Annotated in this window: 13 protein-coding genes; 7 read left to right on the forward strand and 6 right to left on the reverse strand. The window is 62.2% G+C overall.

Annotated features, from left to right (window positions below):
- Positions 1-130: 130 nt before the first annotated feature.
- Positions 131-3652 carry an indolepyruvate ferredoxin oxidoreductase family protein gene (locus ACIROW_RS02865; RefSeq protein WP_402271689.1) on the reverse strand — a complete coding sequence of 1174 codons (3522 nt, stop codon included), beginning with the start codon at positions 3650-3652 and terminating at the stop codon, positions 131-133.
- Positions 3653-4123: 471 nt separating this feature from the next.
- Between ACIROW_RS02865 and ACIROW_RS02870 the strand changes: the two genes are divergently transcribed.
- A complete protein-coding gene (locus ACIROW_RS02870; RefSeq protein WP_167552701.1) occupies positions 4124-4279 on the forward strand; it encodes a hypothetical protein in 156 nt (51 codons plus the stop codon).
- A 12-nt stretch (positions 4280-4291) separates the two neighbouring features.
- Positions 4292-5146, forward strand: a complete 855-nt coding sequence (locus tag ACIROW_RS02875) for an NAD-dependent protein deacetylase (protein WP_402271692.1) — start codon at positions 4292-4294, stop codon at positions 5144-5146.
- Positions 5147-5200: 54 nt separating this feature from the next.
- On the opposite strand, the gene cfa is transcribed toward ACIROW_RS02875, so the two are convergent.
- Entirely contained in the window at positions 5201-6370 is a 1170-nt protein-coding gene (cfa, locus tag ACIROW_RS02880) for a cyclopropane fatty acyl phospholipid synthase (RefSeq protein ID WP_402271695.1), read from the reverse strand.
- 363 nt (positions 6371-6733) lie between these two features.
- Here cfa and ACIROW_RS02885 point away from each other — a divergent pair, with 363 nt between their 5' ends.
- Entirely contained in the window at positions 6734-7678 is a 945-nt protein-coding gene (locus tag ACIROW_RS02885; RefSeq protein WP_402271697.1) for a GGDEF domain-containing protein, read from the forward strand.
- Between the two features lie 24 nt (positions 7679-7702).
- On the opposite strand, the gene ACIROW_RS02890 is transcribed toward ACIROW_RS02885, so the two are convergent.
- A complete protein-coding gene (locus tag ACIROW_RS02890) occupies positions 7703-9430 on the reverse strand; it encodes a M24 family metallopeptidase (RefSeq protein WP_402271698.1) in 1728 nt (575 codons plus the stop codon).
- Between the two features lie 84 nt (positions 9431-9514).
- Between ACIROW_RS02890 and ACIROW_RS02895 the strand changes: the two genes are divergently transcribed.
- On the forward strand, positions 9515-11038 hold the full coding sequence (locus ACIROW_RS02895; protein ID WP_402271700.1) for a PLP-dependent aminotransferase family protein: 1524 nt from the start codon (positions 9515-9517) through the stop codon (positions 11036-11038).
- A 60-nt stretch (positions 11039-11098) separates the two neighbouring features.
- Here the strand turns inward: ACIROW_RS02895 and ACIROW_RS02900 are convergent, their stop codons facing one another.
- The 3 genes from ACIROW_RS02900 to ACIROW_RS02910 all read right to left on the reverse strand — a co-directional run bounded on the left by ACIROW_RS02900 (position 11099) and on the right by ACIROW_RS02910 (position 12539).
- A complete protein-coding gene (locus ACIROW_RS02900) occupies positions 11099-11518 on the reverse strand; it encodes a DUF6691 family protein (protein ID WP_402271702.1) in 420 nt (139 codons plus the stop codon).
- A 19-nt stretch (positions 11519-11537) separates the two neighbouring features.
- Positions 11538-11918 carry a YeeE/YedE family protein gene (locus ACIROW_RS02905; RefSeq protein ID WP_402272458.1) on the reverse strand — a complete coding sequence of 127 codons (381 nt, stop codon included), beginning with the start codon at positions 11916-11918 and terminating at the stop codon, positions 11538-11540.
- Between the two features lie 117 nt (positions 11919-12035).
- A complete protein-coding gene (locus ACIROW_RS02910; protein WP_402271704.1) occupies positions 12036-12539 on the reverse strand; it encodes an energy transducer TonB in 504 nt (167 codons plus the stop codon).
- A 325-nt stretch (positions 12540-12864) separates the two neighbouring features.
- On the opposite strand from ACIROW_RS02910, the gene ACIROW_RS02915 reads away from it, so the two are divergent.
- The 3 genes from ACIROW_RS02915 (at position 12865) to ACIROW_RS02925 (ending at position 16840) form a co-directional block, all read left to right on the forward strand.
- Entirely contained in the window at positions 12865-14010 is a 1146-nt protein-coding gene (locus ACIROW_RS02915; RefSeq protein WP_402271707.1) for a putative 2-aminoethylphosphonate ABC transporter ATP-binding protein, read from the forward strand.
- 7 nt (positions 14011-14017) lie between these two features.
- Positions 14018-15751: a putative 2-aminoethylphosphonate ABC transporter permease subunit gene (locus ACIROW_RS02920; RefSeq protein ID WP_402271709.1), complete on the forward strand. Its 1734-nt coding sequence runs from the start codon at positions 14018-14020 to the stop codon at positions 15749-15751.
- A gap of 63 nt (positions 15752-15814) precedes the next feature.
- A complete protein-coding gene (locus tag ACIROW_RS02925) occupies positions 15815-16840 on the forward strand; it encodes a putative 2-aminoethylphosphonate ABC transporter substrate-binding protein (RefSeq protein WP_402271711.1) in 1026 nt (341 codons plus the stop codon).
- Positions 16841-16855: the final 15 nt, after the last annotated feature.

Genomic DNA, 16855 nt, shown 5'->3' on the forward strand with positions numbered 1-16855 from the left:
TTCACGACAGTCATTGTGCACGAAATGGGGTAATGGCTGAGAGATCCGGTCAATAGCGCGCGGTGTGCAGCAATCCCAAACTGCTTTGCATCTCTGCACACCGCGCGCCCCTCTGAATCAGGCTACAGAATCAAGCCGCAACGATATTTGCCACGTTGACCTTCTGCGCCAGTCCGACAGGCACGGCGGCGGCATAGCGCGTCAGCAATTCATCCTGCTTGCCGCGCGCCTGCGCCAGCGCCTTGTCCTTGACGTGGCCGTAACCGCGGATCTGCTCCGGCAACTGCGCAATCTCGACGGCCAGCGCCAGCTTGTCCGCACTCAGGCCATCCAGCAGCGTGGTCACCGTATCGCGATATTCGGCGATCAGGCGACGCTCTGTCTTGCGCTCCTCGGTGTAGCCGAAGACGTCGAAGCTGCCGCCGCGCAGTCCCTTGAACTTCGCCAGCACTTTGAACGCCGACATCATCCAGGAACCGTACTTCGCCTTGACCAGGCGGCCTTGTGCATCTTTCTTCGAGAACAGCGGCGGCGCCAGGTTGAAGCTCAGCGAGAAGTCACCTTCGAACTGCTGCTTCAGTTGTTCCACAAAGCGACCGTCGGTGTACAACCGCGCGACTTCGTATTCGTCCTTGTAGGCCATCAGCTTGGACAGATTGCGTGCGACCGCCATGGTCAGCTTGTCGCCCAGATCCAAGGCGGCTTCCTTCGCGCGCACTTGCTCGACGAAGCGCATGAAGGATTCAGCATAAGCCGCATCCTGGTAATCGGTCAGGAAAGCCACACGGCGCTTGATCAGCTTGTCCAAGGTCTCCGGCATGCGGATCACCACCGGTTGCGCCGGCACGGCGATGCGCTCGACGCGCGCCAGGTCGACCGCGGCGCGGCGGCCCCACAGGAAACTGGTCTTGTTGGACTCGACGGCGACGCCGTTCATCTCGATGGCGCGCAGCAAGGCGGCTTCGGTCAGCGGCAATTCGCCGCGTTGATAAGCGTAGCCCAGCATGAACAGGTTGGTCGCAATCGAGTCCCCCATCAGCGCCGTCGCCAGGCGTGTGGCGTCGATGAAGTCAGCTTGATTGTCGACCGACTCCTCGATCAGCGCCTTGACGTCTTCGAATGGGAATTGCCAGTCGGGATTCTTGGCGAATTGCCCCGGCGGTTGCTGATGCACGTTGACGACCGCACGGGTGCGGCCCGGACGCATCTTGGAAATCGCGTCATGCGAACCGGCGGTCAGCATGTCGCAGCCGAGGATCAGGTCGGCCTCGCCGGTGGCGATGCGCTGGGCGCGGATCGCTTGCGGCGTGCGCGCGATGCGCACGTGCGAGGTCACCGAACCGTTCTTTTGCGACATGCCGGTCATGTCCAGCACCGACGCGCCCTTGCCTTCCAGGTGCGCGGCCATGCCCATCAATGCGCCGATGGTGATGACGCCGGTGCCGCCGATGCCGTTGATGAGGATATTGAACGGCGTGTCGCAGGACGGGATTGCCGGTTCAGGAAGCACGCCGAAGTCGTCTGCGCTGTCCTTCTTGATGACGCCGGTCTTCGATTTTTTGAGCTTGCCGCCGCTGACGGTGACGAAGCTGGGGCAGAAGCCTTTGACGCAGGAATAGTCCTTGTTGCACGAGGACTGGTCGATGGCGCGCTTGCGGCCGAACTCGGTTTCCAGCGGCAGGATCGAGGTGCAGTTCGATTGCACGCCGCAGTCGCCGCAGCCCTCGCAGACGGCTTCATTGATGAACAGGCGCTGATCCGGGTCGGGATATTCGCCTTTTTTGCGGCGACGACGCTTCTCGGCGGCGCAGGTCTGGTCGTAGATGATGACGGTCACACCCTTCAACTCGCGCATGTCCCGTTGCACTGCGTCCATGTCCTTGCGATCGTGGATGGTGACCAGGTCCGGCAGATTGGAACGATCGCTGTAGCGGCTGATGTCTTCGCTCACCAGCGCAATATGCTTGATGCCTTCGGCCGCCATCTGCTGCGCGATCATCGGCACCGAGGTGGTGCCGTCGACCGGCTGGCCGCCGGTCATCGCCACTGCGTCGTTGTAGAGGATCTTGTAGGTCATGTTGACGTTGGCCGCCACCGCAGCGCGGATCGCCAGATAACCCGAATGGAAATAGGTGCCGTCGCCGAGGTTGGCGAACACGTGCGGCACCTTCGAAAACGGCGCCTGCCCGATCCACGGCCCACCCTCGCCGCCCATGTGCGTGGTCAGCTTGTTGAACTCGGGATAGATGGCGGTGGCCATCACGTGGCAGCCGATGCCGGCCAGCGCGAAGCTGCCTTCGGGCACCTTGGTCGAGGTGTTGTGCGGGCAACCCGAGCAATAGTAAGCCGGACGCGGCGGCGTGCTGACCGCCTTGTTCAGCACCGCATCCTTGGCGTCGAGGAAAGCCAGGCGCGCCTTGATCAGGTCGCTGGTGTGGAAACGCGCGATACGCGCCGCAATCACGCGCGCGATCTGGGCTACCGAAAAGTCCGCCTTGGAGGTCAGCAGCCATTCGCCGCGCGGCGCAACCCACTCGCCCTTTTCGTCGAACTTGCCAATCACGCGCGGACGCACGTCGTCGCGCCAGTTGTAGAGCTGTTCCTTGAGCTGGTATTCGACCATCTGGCGCTTTTCTTCGACCACCAGGATTTCGTCGAGGCCCTGGGCGAACTCACGCACGCCTTCCGGCTCCAGCGGCCACGGCATCGACACCTTGAACAGGCGCAAGCCGATCTCGGCGGCGAAGTCTTCATCGATGCCAAGTTCGCTCAGCGCTTCCAGCACGTCGAGATAGGACTTGCCCGAGGCGATGATGCCCAGCCGTGCCTTGGGGCTGTCGATCATCACGCGGTTGAGCTTGTTCGCGCGCGCGTAGGCGAGCGCGGCGTAGATCTTGTAATCCTGCATCAGCGCTTCCTGCTTGCGCGCCTGCACGCCCAGCGTGTCGGTCGACAAACGGGCGTTGAGGCCGCCTTCGGGCATGACGAAGTCGGCCGGGTATTTGATCTCGACCCGGAACGGATCGGCGTCCACCGAGGCGCTCGATTCGACGGTGTCGGCCAGCGCCTTGAAGCCCACCGTACAGCCGGAGAAGCGCGACATGGCCCAGCCGTGCAGGCCGAGATCGAGGTATTCCTGCACATTGCAGGGGTACAGCATCGGAATCATCGATGCCGAGAAAATATGATCGGATTGATGCGGCAGCGTCGACGAATACGCACCATGGTCGTCGCCGGCCACCAGCAGCACGCCGCCCTTGGCGGAGGTGCCCGCATGGTTCATGTGCTTGAGTACATCGCCGCAGCGATCCACGCCGGGGCCCTTGCCGTACCACATGGAGAACACGCCCTCGACCTTGGCCGGGCCGATCAGGTCGACCTGCTGCGTGCCCCAGACTGCGGTGGCCGCCATGTCCTCGTTGGTGCCGGGCTGGAACTTGATCTTGTGCGCCTCCAGATGCGGCTGCGCCTTCCACAGGGCTTCGTCGAGTCCGCCCAGCGGCGAACCGCGATAGCCGGAAATGAAGCCGGCGGTGTTGAGTCCGGCTTTCTGGTCGCGCAGATACTGCAGCAGCGGCAAGCGCACCAGCGCCTGGATGCCGGACAGAAAGATCGAACCCGAAGTTGCCGTATATTTGTCGTCGAGACTCACCGTCGCGAGCGGTGCGGTCCCCGAGACGGGAATAGATACTGATGACGCTGAGTTTGCTACAGTGGTTGCTGCCGGTGTCACTGCCCGCCCCGACCGGTCAGGGGCTGACAATTCAACAGGCTCGGCTGCCGAACGGTATTCCATGTACGTCTCCAAAATGATTATTCAGATATCGCCTGCCGTTACTGCACCGGGTACGATGCGTTACTGTCAGACAAAGCGGCCGTGGTAGCGACCTTCACAACAATCCGTCCTCCGAAACTGCTGTGACTGAAGTCTATTCTTTTAAGAGAAGATCAAGGAAATACCGTTTGTCGATGGGGGTATAAGTTTTAAATATACCCTTGTGCGTTCTTGCCCCTGCCCGTTGCCGGTCACCCTGCTGCCATTGCCCCCAATCAATGATAGGATCGCAACGGTCGCAGGCGACGAGCCGGCGGGCATATTCATCAACATCAACAAGATCAAGTCATGAAAAGAGTCATCACCTGCATCCTCATCGGCGTCGTCCTGTATTTCCTGCTGCCGGTCATCACCAAATTCATCCCGCAATATCGCCTGGCGGTCTGGTCGATCACGGCCGCGCTGGTGTCGTTCATCGTGACCGCCGGCATGGACCGGGTTTAAGAACAGACTTTCTTGGAAGACAACATCTCCAGCCGGCTTGATGCGGACCTGGACGCGCTGGCCGCGTTCATGGCGCCGCATCGCCACGTGCTGGTCCTGAGCGGCGCCGGCATCAGCACCGCATCGGGCATTCCCGATTACCGTGACGCCAACGGCGTGCGGCGCGGCAAGGCGCCGATGGAAGGCCCCGCTTTCCGCAGTTCGGAAGCCATGCGCCGGCGCTACTGGGCGCGCAGCATGATCGGCTGGCCCAAGCTGGCCGGCACCGCGCCGAACGCTGGCCACCGTGCGCTGGCGACGCTGGAAATTGCAGGCAAGGTCTCCGCCATCCTCACGCAAAACGTCGACGGCCTGCACCAGCAGGCAGGCAGCAGCGAGGTCATCGAATTGCACGGCAACATCCATCGCGTGGTCTGCCTCGATTGCGCGACGGTGCAAGCACGCCGCAGCGTGCAGGACTTGCTGGAACACGCCAACCCCGAACTGGCGGCCAGTGATGCGGCTGCCTTGCCGGACGGCGACGCCGATCTGGAGACAGCCGCCCTCGCCCATTTCCATGTGCCGCCTTGCCCGGTGTGCGGCGGCATGTTGCAACCCGACGTGGTGTTCTTCGGTGACGGCGTGCCGCGTGCACGCAGCGAAGCTGCCGAACGCGCAGTGGCGGCAGCCGATGCAGTGCTGGTGGTGGGGTCGTCGCTGGTGGTGTTTTCGGGATACCGCTTTTGCCGCATGGCTGCGGAAGCGGGAAAACCTATCGCCGCCATCAACCGCGGCGTCACGCGCGCGGATCCTTTGCTGTCACTCAAATGCCAGGAGGCGGCGGAATTGCTGTTGCCTTTGCTGGCGAATCGTCTGGGTGCAAACTGAATTCATCTTGAATCCAATTTGAACAAACGATCCGCCTTCGGACGGTCGATCTGATCAGATCCGTTCGCGACGATAGCCGCCCATCACGCCCTTCTTCGACAACACCCATTGCCACAGCTGGATGTCGCGAGCGCGGAAGGCGCCGGCGCAGGACAGCAGGTAATAGCGCCACATGCGGCGGAAGCGCGCGCCAAGCTGTGCCTCGAAACGCGGCCACGCCGCTTCGAAATTGCTGTGCCAGGCCATCAGCGTCTTGTCGTAGTCGGCGCCGAAATTGTGCAAATCCTCGACCACGAACAAGTGATCGAAGGCGTCGCCCATCTGGCCCACCGACGGCAGGTCGCCGTTGGGGAAAATGTATTTGTCGATCCACGGATCGGGCGAGGACTTGCGCTGGTTCTTGCCGATGGTGTGCAGCAGGAACAGGCCGTCGTCGGCCAGGCAGCGATGCGCCACTTCCATGTAGGTGCGATAGTTGCGCCGGCCTACATGTTCGAACATGCCGATGCTGACGATGGCATCGAAGCGTTCGTTGAGCTCACGATAATCCTGCAGGCGGAAATCGAGCGGCAGATGGCCGTAGCGCTCTTTCGCTAGCGCGATCTGTTCTTTCGAAATGCTCACGCCTACCGCTTCGACGCCGTAACGTTCAGCGGCAAAGGACATGAAGCTGCCCCAGCCGCAGCCGATGTCGAGCACACGCATGCCGGGCTTGAGTTGCAGCTTGCGGCAGATCAGGTCGAGCTTGGCCTCCTGCGCTTCTTCCAGCGTGGTCGCGGTGTTCCAGTAGCCACAGGTGTAGGTCATGCGGGAATCGAGCATCGCGGCATAGAAATCATTGCCGAGGTCGTAGTGCACTTCGCCGACCATGCGCGAGCGCTTGAGGTTCTGGCGATTCATGAATTTCGCCGCCAGCACATGGCCGACCAGTCGCAGCGGCTTGATGTTGTCGGTCAGTCGCGTGCGCAGTAGTCGCGAGAAAAATTCGTCGAGCTGTTCGGCGTCCCAGTCGCCGTCCATGTACGCTTCGCCGAGGCCGAGATTGGCCTGTGCGAAGGCGCGCTCCGGCACGCCGGCGCGATGCAGTTGAATATCCCAGGGATTGTTGCCGTTGATGCGGATGCCGCCGTGAGCGAGCATCTCGGCCAGTGCGCGGAAGATTGCCGAATCTTGTTGAAGCTCGCCGGGCGAGCTGAGGGTGGTTGCGGAGGCATTCGAAGACATGTGCTGCGTTCCTGTTTGATGAGTTGAGGGGCGAGTGCGCTGCTCGGGCAGCGTCGAATCTTTCTGCAAGTCATGTACTAAAAGATAAAGCAGACGAAAGTCTTTTGCACAATTGATTAAATGTTTTAAATCAATTGATGATGACTATTGACGCAATAACGTCGTCGATAAGCCCCGCAACTCCGCTATCGGCCTGAATCGGCATCGATTTGACTTAAACTTTTTCGAGTATTTTTCACACAGATTTCATACGTCTTGCAACACGCCGGGTTATCCTTACGACAATCTTCCTTGCCGCCGACGGCTGCCCGGAGTTACTCAAAACCTCAAGCAACCCTTGGCAAAATTCATCACGACGTCCACATGATCAAACAAGTACAAAAACAAATGGAACCCGACAGCGCCGTCTACAAAACACTGCTTGAATCGACCAAGGCGATACCCTGGAAAATCGACTGGAGCACGATGAAGTTTGCCTACGTCGGTCCGCAGATCGAAGCGCTGCTGGGCTGGACGCCGGAGAGCTGGGTCTCGGTGGAGGACTGGGCCGCGCGCATCCATGCGGAAGACCGCGAAGGCGTGGTGAATTTTTGCGTGGCGCAATCGAAGGCAGGCGTCGATCACGAAGCCGACTACCGCGCCATCACGCGCGACGGCGAGCACGTCTGGATCCGCGACGTGGTGCACGTGGTGCGCAAGCCGGATGGTGAAGTCGACGCGCTGATCGGCTTCATGTTCGACATCACCGAGCGCAAGAAGAATGAAGCACGTTTGGCCGAACTGCAGAAGGAACTGGAAGCGCTGTCCTACCGAGACAGCCTCACCGACGTCGCCAATCGCCGCATGTTCGACTCGGCGCTGGAAGTGGAATGGGCCAACGCCGTCAGGAACCGCACGCCGCTGTCGGTGATCATGCTCGACATTGACTACTTCAAGCAATACAACGACCACTACGGCCACATCCGCGGCGACGCCTGCCTCAAGCAGATCGCCGGCGTACTGGGCAAGGCCGCCACGCGCACACGTGACTTCTTCGCGCGCTACGGCGGCGAAGAATTCGTCCTGATCTTGCCCGAGACCGATCGGGCCTCCGGCCTGAAGGTGGCGCAACGCTGCCGAAAGCTGGTGGTGAAAGAAAAAATTCCGCACGAAAAATCGCAGGTCGAAAGCGTCGTCACCATCAGCCTCGGCATGGCGACCATCATCCCGTCCCGCCAGGACCAGCGCATCGAATTCATGGAAGCCGTCGACAAACGCCTGTACATGGCCAAGCAGCGCGGGCGCAATTGCATCGTCGCCGAAGACTGAGCTTCGGCCGAATACGTCGACCTTCTACGCAGGCACTGCGGCAACCGGTTCCGCCGCACGCGCCGACGGCGTGCCGATCAGGATATCTTCGTAGAAGGCGCCGATCGCTTCGGTCGGGTGGCGCAGCTGGATTTCCAGCACCCAGACGGCGTCGCCCGGCACGATGTCCATCTCGGCCAGCTTGGCCGGCCCGAACAGCGCATGCGGGAAGTCGGACACCCGGTGCCCCGCCAGATTGCGCTCCAGCTGCCAGCCGCCGCGCGCCGCCGCCGCCTCGGCGAAATCGTACAGCGCGCGCCCGGTCAGGCCGGTGCGCCAGGCATCGCGCGTTTCGCTGAAGACATCGCGCGCCGCCTGCGCGCAGGCGCGGTGCAGGCTGTCGTCGCCGAATACGATGGTGTCGCCGAAATCGCCTTCATAACCATCCCACACCGGGCCCAGATCGACCACCGCGATGTCGGCGGCGCGCAGTCGGCGTTCCTTGTCCACGCCCTCGCGCGGCGTCCTGACCGTGTCGTCGCCGAAGCGGATGTAGGTCGGATGCCATGTATGCGACGAACCCATCGCGCGCAGATGATCATTCGCCATCCTCACGGCCTCGCCGGTCGTCATGCCCACGCGCAGCTTGCCGACGATCTGCGCCAGCGCGCGGATCGATTGCTCGCGCGCCGCCAGCATGCCGTCGAGTGAATATTTGGGGCCGACGCGCTCCCACACCGGATCGAAACCGCCGCGCGCCATCGGCGCCGTGCTGGCCCCGGACGGCACGAACGCCTCCGCAATGAAGTGATGCGTCGCCACGCCGAGCGCCAGGCAGCGTTCGCGCACGGCCGCGACCATCGCCGGATTGCCGCAGGCATACACGCGAGCATTCGTCCAGGCATGATCACCGCCGGCTGCGACGTCCTGCACGTAGCCTTGCTGCATGCCGGTTTCAATGTGCTCCGCCTGCGCGATGACGCCGGCCCACGTGAATCGGGCATCGGTCGCGGCAAGACCGTCGAGGAATGCCCTGTCGTAGAAATCATCGGCGCGGGCGCCGCCCCAGTACAGGGTCACAGGGGCAGAATCTGTTTCCGCCAGCGCCGCCAGCAGGATCGGCTTGATGCCGGCGTAGCCGGTGCCGGTGGCAAACAGCAGCAAGGCCGAACGCTCGCCGGTTTGCCAGGTGCAGGCGCCGAAGCCGCCCTCGATGCTGAGCACGTCGCCGACGGCGAGACGGTCGAGCATGCCTTCCGAAAAGCGGCCGCCGGCAACGCGCCGGATATGGAAGACCAGTTTGCCGTCATCGTCGGCAGGAATGTTGGCGACCGAAAAGCAGCGGCTGCTGCCGTCATCGAGGTAGACCTTCACGTACTGGCCGGCACGCACCGGCATCGCTGCCGTAGCCTGCAACACCAGCCGTACCACGCCCGGCGTCAGCAAGCGTTTTTCCAGCACGTGCGCCTCGAAGCGCGACGCCTGCGCTTCCGGCGTCCAGCCCGGAATGGCTATGCGCATATCGCTGCAGGCGCGGTTGCGGCACAACAGCATCTCGTCATGCGCCAGCGGATACGGCGTGCCCAAGGCTACGTACGGCTCGGTCTCGTGAGCGCCTTCCAGCACCTTGACCTTGCACGAGCCGCATTCGCCGCGACGACAGGAAAACGGAATCGAGACGCCCTGCGCCAGCGCGGCGTCGAGCAACAACTCCTCGCCTGCGACGAAGGTCTTGCCGGATTGCTCCAGTGTGATGATGTGCTTGCCTTGCATGATGTCCTCGTCGAGCGTTTATCGGATGCGAGGATTGTGGCGGTAGAATAGGACCATTGAAACCTCCAGATTTTAACAATCCACATGGTCCAGATGAGAAAATGGCGTCCCTTGCTCGATCTCGACGCCGATGGCGCCGGACAGAAAGCGTCCTACCGCAAGATCGTCGACGGCCTTGCCGACGCCATCCGCAGCGGCCGACTGGAGCCGGGTGCAGCCTTGCCCGGCACGCGCGAGCTGGCGGATATCCTCGACGTCAACCGCAAGACCGTGATCCTGGCCTATGAAGAAGCCATCATCAAAGGCTGGCTGGTCAGTGAACCGCGCCGCGGCACCTTCGTCAATGCGCGCTTCGCCGACCACGCCATGGCGGCCGCCAAAACGCCGCAGTCGCGACGTGCAGCCGGTGTCGGTGCAGCCTTTGCACCGGACTTCATGACGCCGGCGCTGCCGCCGTACTTCGACGACCTCTACGTACCTGCGGTGCGTGCGGGACGCACGCGCGACACCATGTATTTCGACAACGGCGCGCCGGATCATCGGCTGTTGCCGCAAGCTGTCCTGCATCGCTATTACCGCAACGCCATGAAGGCCGCCTTCAAGTCCAACTGGGTCAAATACGGCAACCTGGAATCGGCCGGCCAGTTGCGCACGGCGTTGGCCGAGATGCTGCGCGCCACGCGCGGGCTGACCGCCGGCGCCGCCAACATCTGCCTCACGCAGGGCACACAGATGGCGCTGCACCTGGCTGCCGGCGCATTGATCCGCCCCGGCGACCTGGTGCTGGTGGAACGGCTCAGTTATCCGCCGGCCTGGGCCATCTTCCGCGCGCTTGGAGCGCAGATTGAAGTCATCGACGTCGACCGCGACGGTTGCCGCGTCGACCAGATCGAAGCGCTGTGCCTGAAGAAACCGGTGCGCCTGATCTATCTGACGCCGCACCATCAGTTCCCGACCACCGTCAGCCTGCGCGCCGACCGCCGCCAGAAACTGCTGGCGCTGGCGCAGCAGCATCGCTTCACCATCATCGAGGAAGACTACGACCACGAGTACCACTTTGACGGCCGCCCCTACCTGCCGCTGGCCAGCGATCCGGGCCAGCGCAGCGTCGTCTACATCGGCTCCCTGTCGAAGCTGCTGGGGTCGTCGTTCCGCTGCGGCTTCATCGTCGCACCGGAAAACCTGATCGAAGCGCTGGGCAAGAATCAGTTGCTGATTTCCACGCACGGCGACGCCGTCCTGCAAAAGATGCTGGCGGATCTGATCGCCGATGGTGAATTGCGCAAGCATCTGCGCCGTGCCGCCAAGCTGTATCGCGCGCGCAAGGATGCGTTGATGGAGTCGCTGCACGCACGTTTCGGCGAACGCGTCACGCTGCGCAATCCTGAAGGCGGACTGGCGCTGTGGGTGACCTTCCGCGAAGATATCGACGTCGACGCCATGGTGCGGCATGCCGCAGACGTGCAGTTGTTCGTGCGCAGCGGGCGTCAGTTCTCGCCGCTGGACCAGCCGGTCAATGGACTGAGATTGGGATTTGCGTCAATGACGCCCGACGAACTGGGGCTGGCGGTGAGACGCCTGCACGAAGCTTCGCGCAAGCAGGCTTAGACTTCGTCGCCTTATGCCTGCGCATTTTCCAGCTCCGGACGAAACAGCCTGCGGCACTCCTCACCGGCGCCTTATGCGCTCCAGCTGATCGAAGACCAGCATGCCGGCAATCATTGCCGCAACGAACCCGATCGCCTTGGGGTAACCGGCGGCAGCCGATACCAGCGCAGGACCGGGGCAGAAACCGGCCAGGCCCCAGCCGATGCCGAACACCGCGCTGCCCGCTATCAATCGCACGGTTATCGCAGCTGCGGCAGGGATCTGCACCGGCAGGCCCAGCATGGAGCGACGCCGTCGGCGCGCAAGGAAGAAAGCCGGCGCGCTCAGCAGGATGGCGCCCACCATCACGAATATCAGTGAGGGATCCCACGCTCCGAACAGATCGAGGAAACCCAGCACCTTGGCTGGATCGACCATGCCGGAAACCATCAATCCAAGGCCAAACAAGAGGCCTGCAAATAAGGCGCTTACAGCGGCCATGTGATGTCCTTCAGGTTCTTCATGCTGCGACCAGATGCAGTTTGACAAACACCGTGGCAAAACCCGCCGCCATGAACGTCAGCGTCGCTGCAACGGAGCGGACGGAACCGCGCGATATTCCGCAGACCCCGTGGCCGCTGGTGCAGCCGCCTGCGTAACGCGTGCCGATACCTACCAGAAAACCGGCCGTCAGGATTTCTCCCCAGCCGGCCTGAATCTCGATCTCAATTCCTCTGCCGGCCCAGATCGCGATCACAGGCGCCAGCATCATGCCGATCAGAAAAGCAGCACGCCATGCGATATCTTTTTTCGGCAGACTGAGCAAACCACCGAGAATCCCGCTGATGCCCGCTATCCTGCCGTTAAACAGGATCAGCAAGGCGATCGCCCCACCGATCATTAAACCGCCTGCCAGCGACAGGCCCGGTGTGAAATCAACCAGATTGATCAACTCAATACTCCATCTGCGGAAAATAAAAAGAAGGAACGGCGGCAGCTATTGCGTTCGAGAGCCTGCTCACTCTCCCTTTTGCGGCTGCGCGATGGTGCGCAGCTGGAAGCGGCCGTCGTTGTTGAACAGCCAGGTCTCCGACAACTCGACCTTGCCGCCGCTCAGCAGCGCCACCGGCGGCTTGGGAAAAGGCGCTGTGCTGCGCAAGGTGGCCAGTGCGGTGGCTTCCGTGATCTTGTCCTTGTTGGTGCGCACCACTTCGCTGCGCACCAGGTTACCGTCCTTGTCGACCACGTACTTGATCACGATGACCGAGCGCAGCAAGGCCTGCGGGCGTTCGACGTGGACTTTGGTGGAGTTGACCTGCGAAATGCGGCGCGCCAGGTCTTCCTTGTAGGCGCCCAGCGAGTCCGCCGTGGAGGTGCCGTCGGGCGTGGTCTTCACCTGTTCGATGATCTCCTTGGCGGTGGCGTCCCGATTGGCCTGGGTGTCGGGCTTTTGCGACGAACAGGCCGATAGCAGCGCGGCGCTGATGCTGCCGAGGGCGACCAGCACGGCGACAGTTTTCATTGAGGACTTGTTCAAAGAGTAATCCATGGCAAGGAGAAGATCGGGATTGTCATTAGCAGTCATTAGACCATACAGATTAGACCACGCCGCCATGCGTGTGCGTTCCCGCTATTTTGCAGACAAATTCAGATCGGGTTTTCATGCGGCAAGAGGCTTGCCTTCCGGCAGCGGATTACTTGTCAGAAGCAATCCATCCATAACCTCAACCTATGGATGAAATCCATTCCATATATAACGTCGCAACTGTCATCCAGCGGTCATATTAGCTACGTAATATCCGCTCACTTTCTGGCCGAACCCGGCATAGTCCTGACGAAAGAGCGCGATGCTTACTTCCTTGTCCGTCACTGCCCCTGCATCTGCATCTGAATCCACTGCCGCCGAGGCGATCTCTCCGACCTCCGCAACTTTCCTGTCGATCCGCAATATCCGCAAACGCTTCGGCGCCTTCACAGCGCTCGACAACGTGTCGCTCGACGTGCGCCAGGGTGAGATGGTTTGCCTGCTCGGACCATCCGGCTGCGGCAAGACGACGCTGCTGCGCACCATCGCCGGACTCGAGAAACAGGACGACGGCGCCATCCATGCCCACGGCACGGACATCTCGCACCTGCCGCCGCAATCACGCGACTATGGCATCCTGTTCCAGTCGTACGCCTTGTTCCCCAACCTGACAGTGGCGCAAAACGTCGCCTACGGCCTCAACGCGCGCCGCCTGTCGCGCGTGCAGATGCAGCAGCGCGTGGCCGAGATGCTGGACATGATCGGCCTGACGGGCAGCGAGAAGAAATATCCCGGCCAGCTCTCCGGCGGCCAGCAGCAACGCGTCGCCCTGGCGCGCGCGCTGGCACCCTCGCCTTCGCTGCTGCTGCTCGACGAACCCCTGTCGGCGCTGGATGCGCAGGTGCGTGAACACCTGCAGCTGGAAATCCGCCGCCTGCAAAAGCAATTCAACATCACCACGCTGATGGTTACGCATGACCAGGAAGAAGCGATGGTCATGTCGGACCGCATCGCCATCATGCAGCACGGCCGCATCGAACAATTCGACACGCCCGACCGCATCTACCGCCATCCGGCCACACCCTTTGTCGCCGACTTCATCGGCCAGGCCAACTGGCTGCCGTTCCAGCGCCTGTCGCCGCATCAGGTCAGCGTCGGCGCGCTCACGCTCACGGTTGACGAGGCGCCGCGCCAGCACATGGGCAACAATGACAACGGCCGCTTGTTCTGCCGTCCGGAAGCGGTCGACGTGGCGCCTGCAGCCGATGCAGCAAACCGGTTTTCGGCGCGCGTGGTCGATCAGATCTATCTCGGCGACCGCTACCGCATGATGCTGGAACTCGACGAATTGCCGGGCCAGCGCCTGATGGCCGACGTCACCAACGACGTACGTGCACGTCTGCCGGACGTCTCCGCCCAGCGCATGTGGATCGCCTTGCCGCAGCAATCGCTGCATCTGTTTGCCTGAGCCCGGCATGAATACCTCCGTCCAGGCGCCGCCACTGGCCATCACTTCCCCGTCCGTATCAAAGCCGGCGTCGACTTTCAATCGCGACACGGCGACCGCGAACGGCCTGAAATACTTCCTGCTGCTCTTGCTGGTGCTGGCGCTGGCCCTGCCGCTGGTGGCCGTGCTCGGCCAGGCGCTGCTCGACCGCAACGGCGCATGGGCCGGCCTGGCGCCGTGGAGCAAGCTGGTCGCCAATCCCAACTTCTTCCCGATGGTGGCGCGCAGCGTCGGCGTATCGGCCGCAACCGCCCTGCTGGTAGTGCCGCTGGCCTACCTGTTCGCCTACGGCCTGCAACGCACGCTGGCGCCGCTCAAGGGCTTGTGGCGCGCCATCGCGCTGTTGCCGCTGCTGGCGCCGTCGCTGTTGCCGGGCATCGCGCTGATCTACCTGTTCGGCAACCAGGGCCTGTTCAAGGAATGGATGAACGGCAGCATCTACGGCTTCTGGGGCATCTTGCTGGGCGAAGCGTTCTACACCTTTCCGCATGCCTTGATGATCCTGCTGTCGGCGCTGTCGCTGGCCGATGCGCGCCTGTATGACGCCGCCTCGGCAATGGGCGCGGGCAGCTGGAAGACCTTCCGCACGGTAACGCTGCCGGCCACGCGCTACGGCATCTTCGGCGCGTTCTGTCTGGTGTTCACGCTGGCGATCACCGACTTCGGCGTGCCCAAGATCGTCGGCGGTGCCTTCAGCGTGCTGGCGGTGGAAGCCTACAAGGCCGTGGTCGGCCAGCAGCAATTCGACCGCGGCGCACTGATCGGCTTGCTGTTGCTGATTCCGGCATTGCTGACTTTCTGCATCGACGGCTGGCTGCAAAAACGCCAGCGCGCCCAGATGAGCAGCCGCGCCGAAGTGCTGACGCCGCGCCGCCAATGGCGTCGCGACGCGCTCTATACCCTGATCCTGCTGGCGATCAGCGCGACCTTGCTGCTGATGATTGCCGTGGCGGTCGGCGCGTCGCTGGTCAAGCTGTGGCCGTACAACCTCAAGCTGACGCTGATGCACTACGACTTCGACAATATGGACGGCGGCGGCTGGCTGGCCTATTGGAACAGCCTGCGCCTGGCCATCGGTACCAGCATCGTCGGCACCATCGTGATCTTCACCGGCGCCTGGCTGATGGAAAAGACGCGCAGCAACCGCCTGCTCGACAACGCACTGCGCTTCCTCAGTTTCCTGCCGATGGCGGTGCCGGGGCTGGTGCTGGGACTGGGCTTCGTGTTCTTCTTCAATCACCCGGCCAATCCGCTCAACTTCCTGTACGGCAGCATGGCGATCCTGATCCTGTGTTCGGTGATGCACTTCTACACCACCGCGCACCTGACCGCCGTCACTGCGTTGAAGCAGATCGATCCCGAATTCGAGGCCGCCTCGGCTTCGCTCAAGGTGCCGCTGCTGCGCACCTACCTGCGCATCACCGTGCCGCTGTGCCTGCCGGCCGTGCTGGAGATTTTCCGCTACCTGTTCGTGTCGTCGATGACAACCGTGTCTGCCGTGATCTTCCTCTACAGCTCCAACACCGTGCTGGCCGCGATCGCCGTGCTGAACATGGACGACGCCGGCGATGTCGGCCCGGCCGCGGCGATGTCCACGCTGATCCTGCTGACCTCGATTGCCGTCTCGCTGCTGATGCACTGGGGCCTGGGCTACTGGGTGCGCCGCGCGCAGGCATGGCGCAGCGCCGGCAAGCAACATTGAAAACGCATTGATCCATTGATTCACTCGTTCGTCGTTTTACTTTTCCATCACAAGAAAGCAACCATGAAACCTACAACCATTCTGAAACTGCTTGCTTCCGTACTGGGTGCAGGCGCCCTGCTGTCCGCGCATGCAGCAACCACACTGACCGTCTACACCGCGCTGGAAGCCGACCAGATCAAGGCCTATCAAGCCGAGTTCGAAAAGAGCAATCCGGACATCGAAATCAAATGGGTGCGCGATTCCACCGGCATCGTCACCGCCAAGCTGCTGGCTGAAAAGGCCAATCCGAAGGCGGACGTGATCTGGGGCCTGGCTGCTTCCAGCCTGGCGATCCTCGACAAGGAAGGCATGCTGACGCCTTACGCGCCGAAGAACCTGTCGGCGATTGAAGCCAAGTACCGCAGCCCGGCCAATCCGCCGGCATGGGTCGGCATGGACGTCTGGGGTTCGGCGATCTGCTTCAACACCGTCGAAGCGCAAAAGCAAGGTCTGCCGAAGCCAACTTCGTGGGCCGACCTGACCAAGCCGATCTACGCCGGCAAGATCGTGATGCCGCATCCAGCCTCCTCCGGCACCGGCTACCTCGACGTCACCGCCTGGATCCAGATGATGGGCGAAGACAAGGCATGGGCCTACATGGACGCGCTGCACAAGAACATCGGCCAGTACACCCATTCCGGCTCCAAACCATGCAAGCAAGCCGCCACCGGCGAATTCCCGATCGGCATCGCGTTTGAATACCGCGCCGTGAAGACCAAGAAGGAAGGCGCCCCGATCGACATCATCCTGCCGTCGGAAGGCTTGGGCTGGGATCTGGAAGCGACTGCCATCGTCAAGGGCACCAAGAACCTCGACGCCGCTAAGCGCCTGGCTGATTTCTCCGCCAGCAAGGACGCCATGATGCAATACGAAAAGAACTTCGCCGTGCTGGCCGTGCCGGGCATCGCCAAGCCTGATCCGCTGCTGCCGGCCGACTATGAAAAGCGCCTCACCAAGAACGACTTCGTCTGGACCAGCAGCAACCGCGACCGCATCCTGACCGAGTGGAGCAAGCGCTACGAAAGCAAGGCTGAAAAGAAGCAATAAGCTGAGAGCATGCAG

Origin of the sequence: Herbaspirillum sp. NPDC101397, from assembly GCF_044767325.1 — a bacterium.
GTDB lineage: Bacteria > Pseudomonadota > Gammaproteobacteria > Burkholderiales > Burkholderiaceae_D > Herbaspirillum.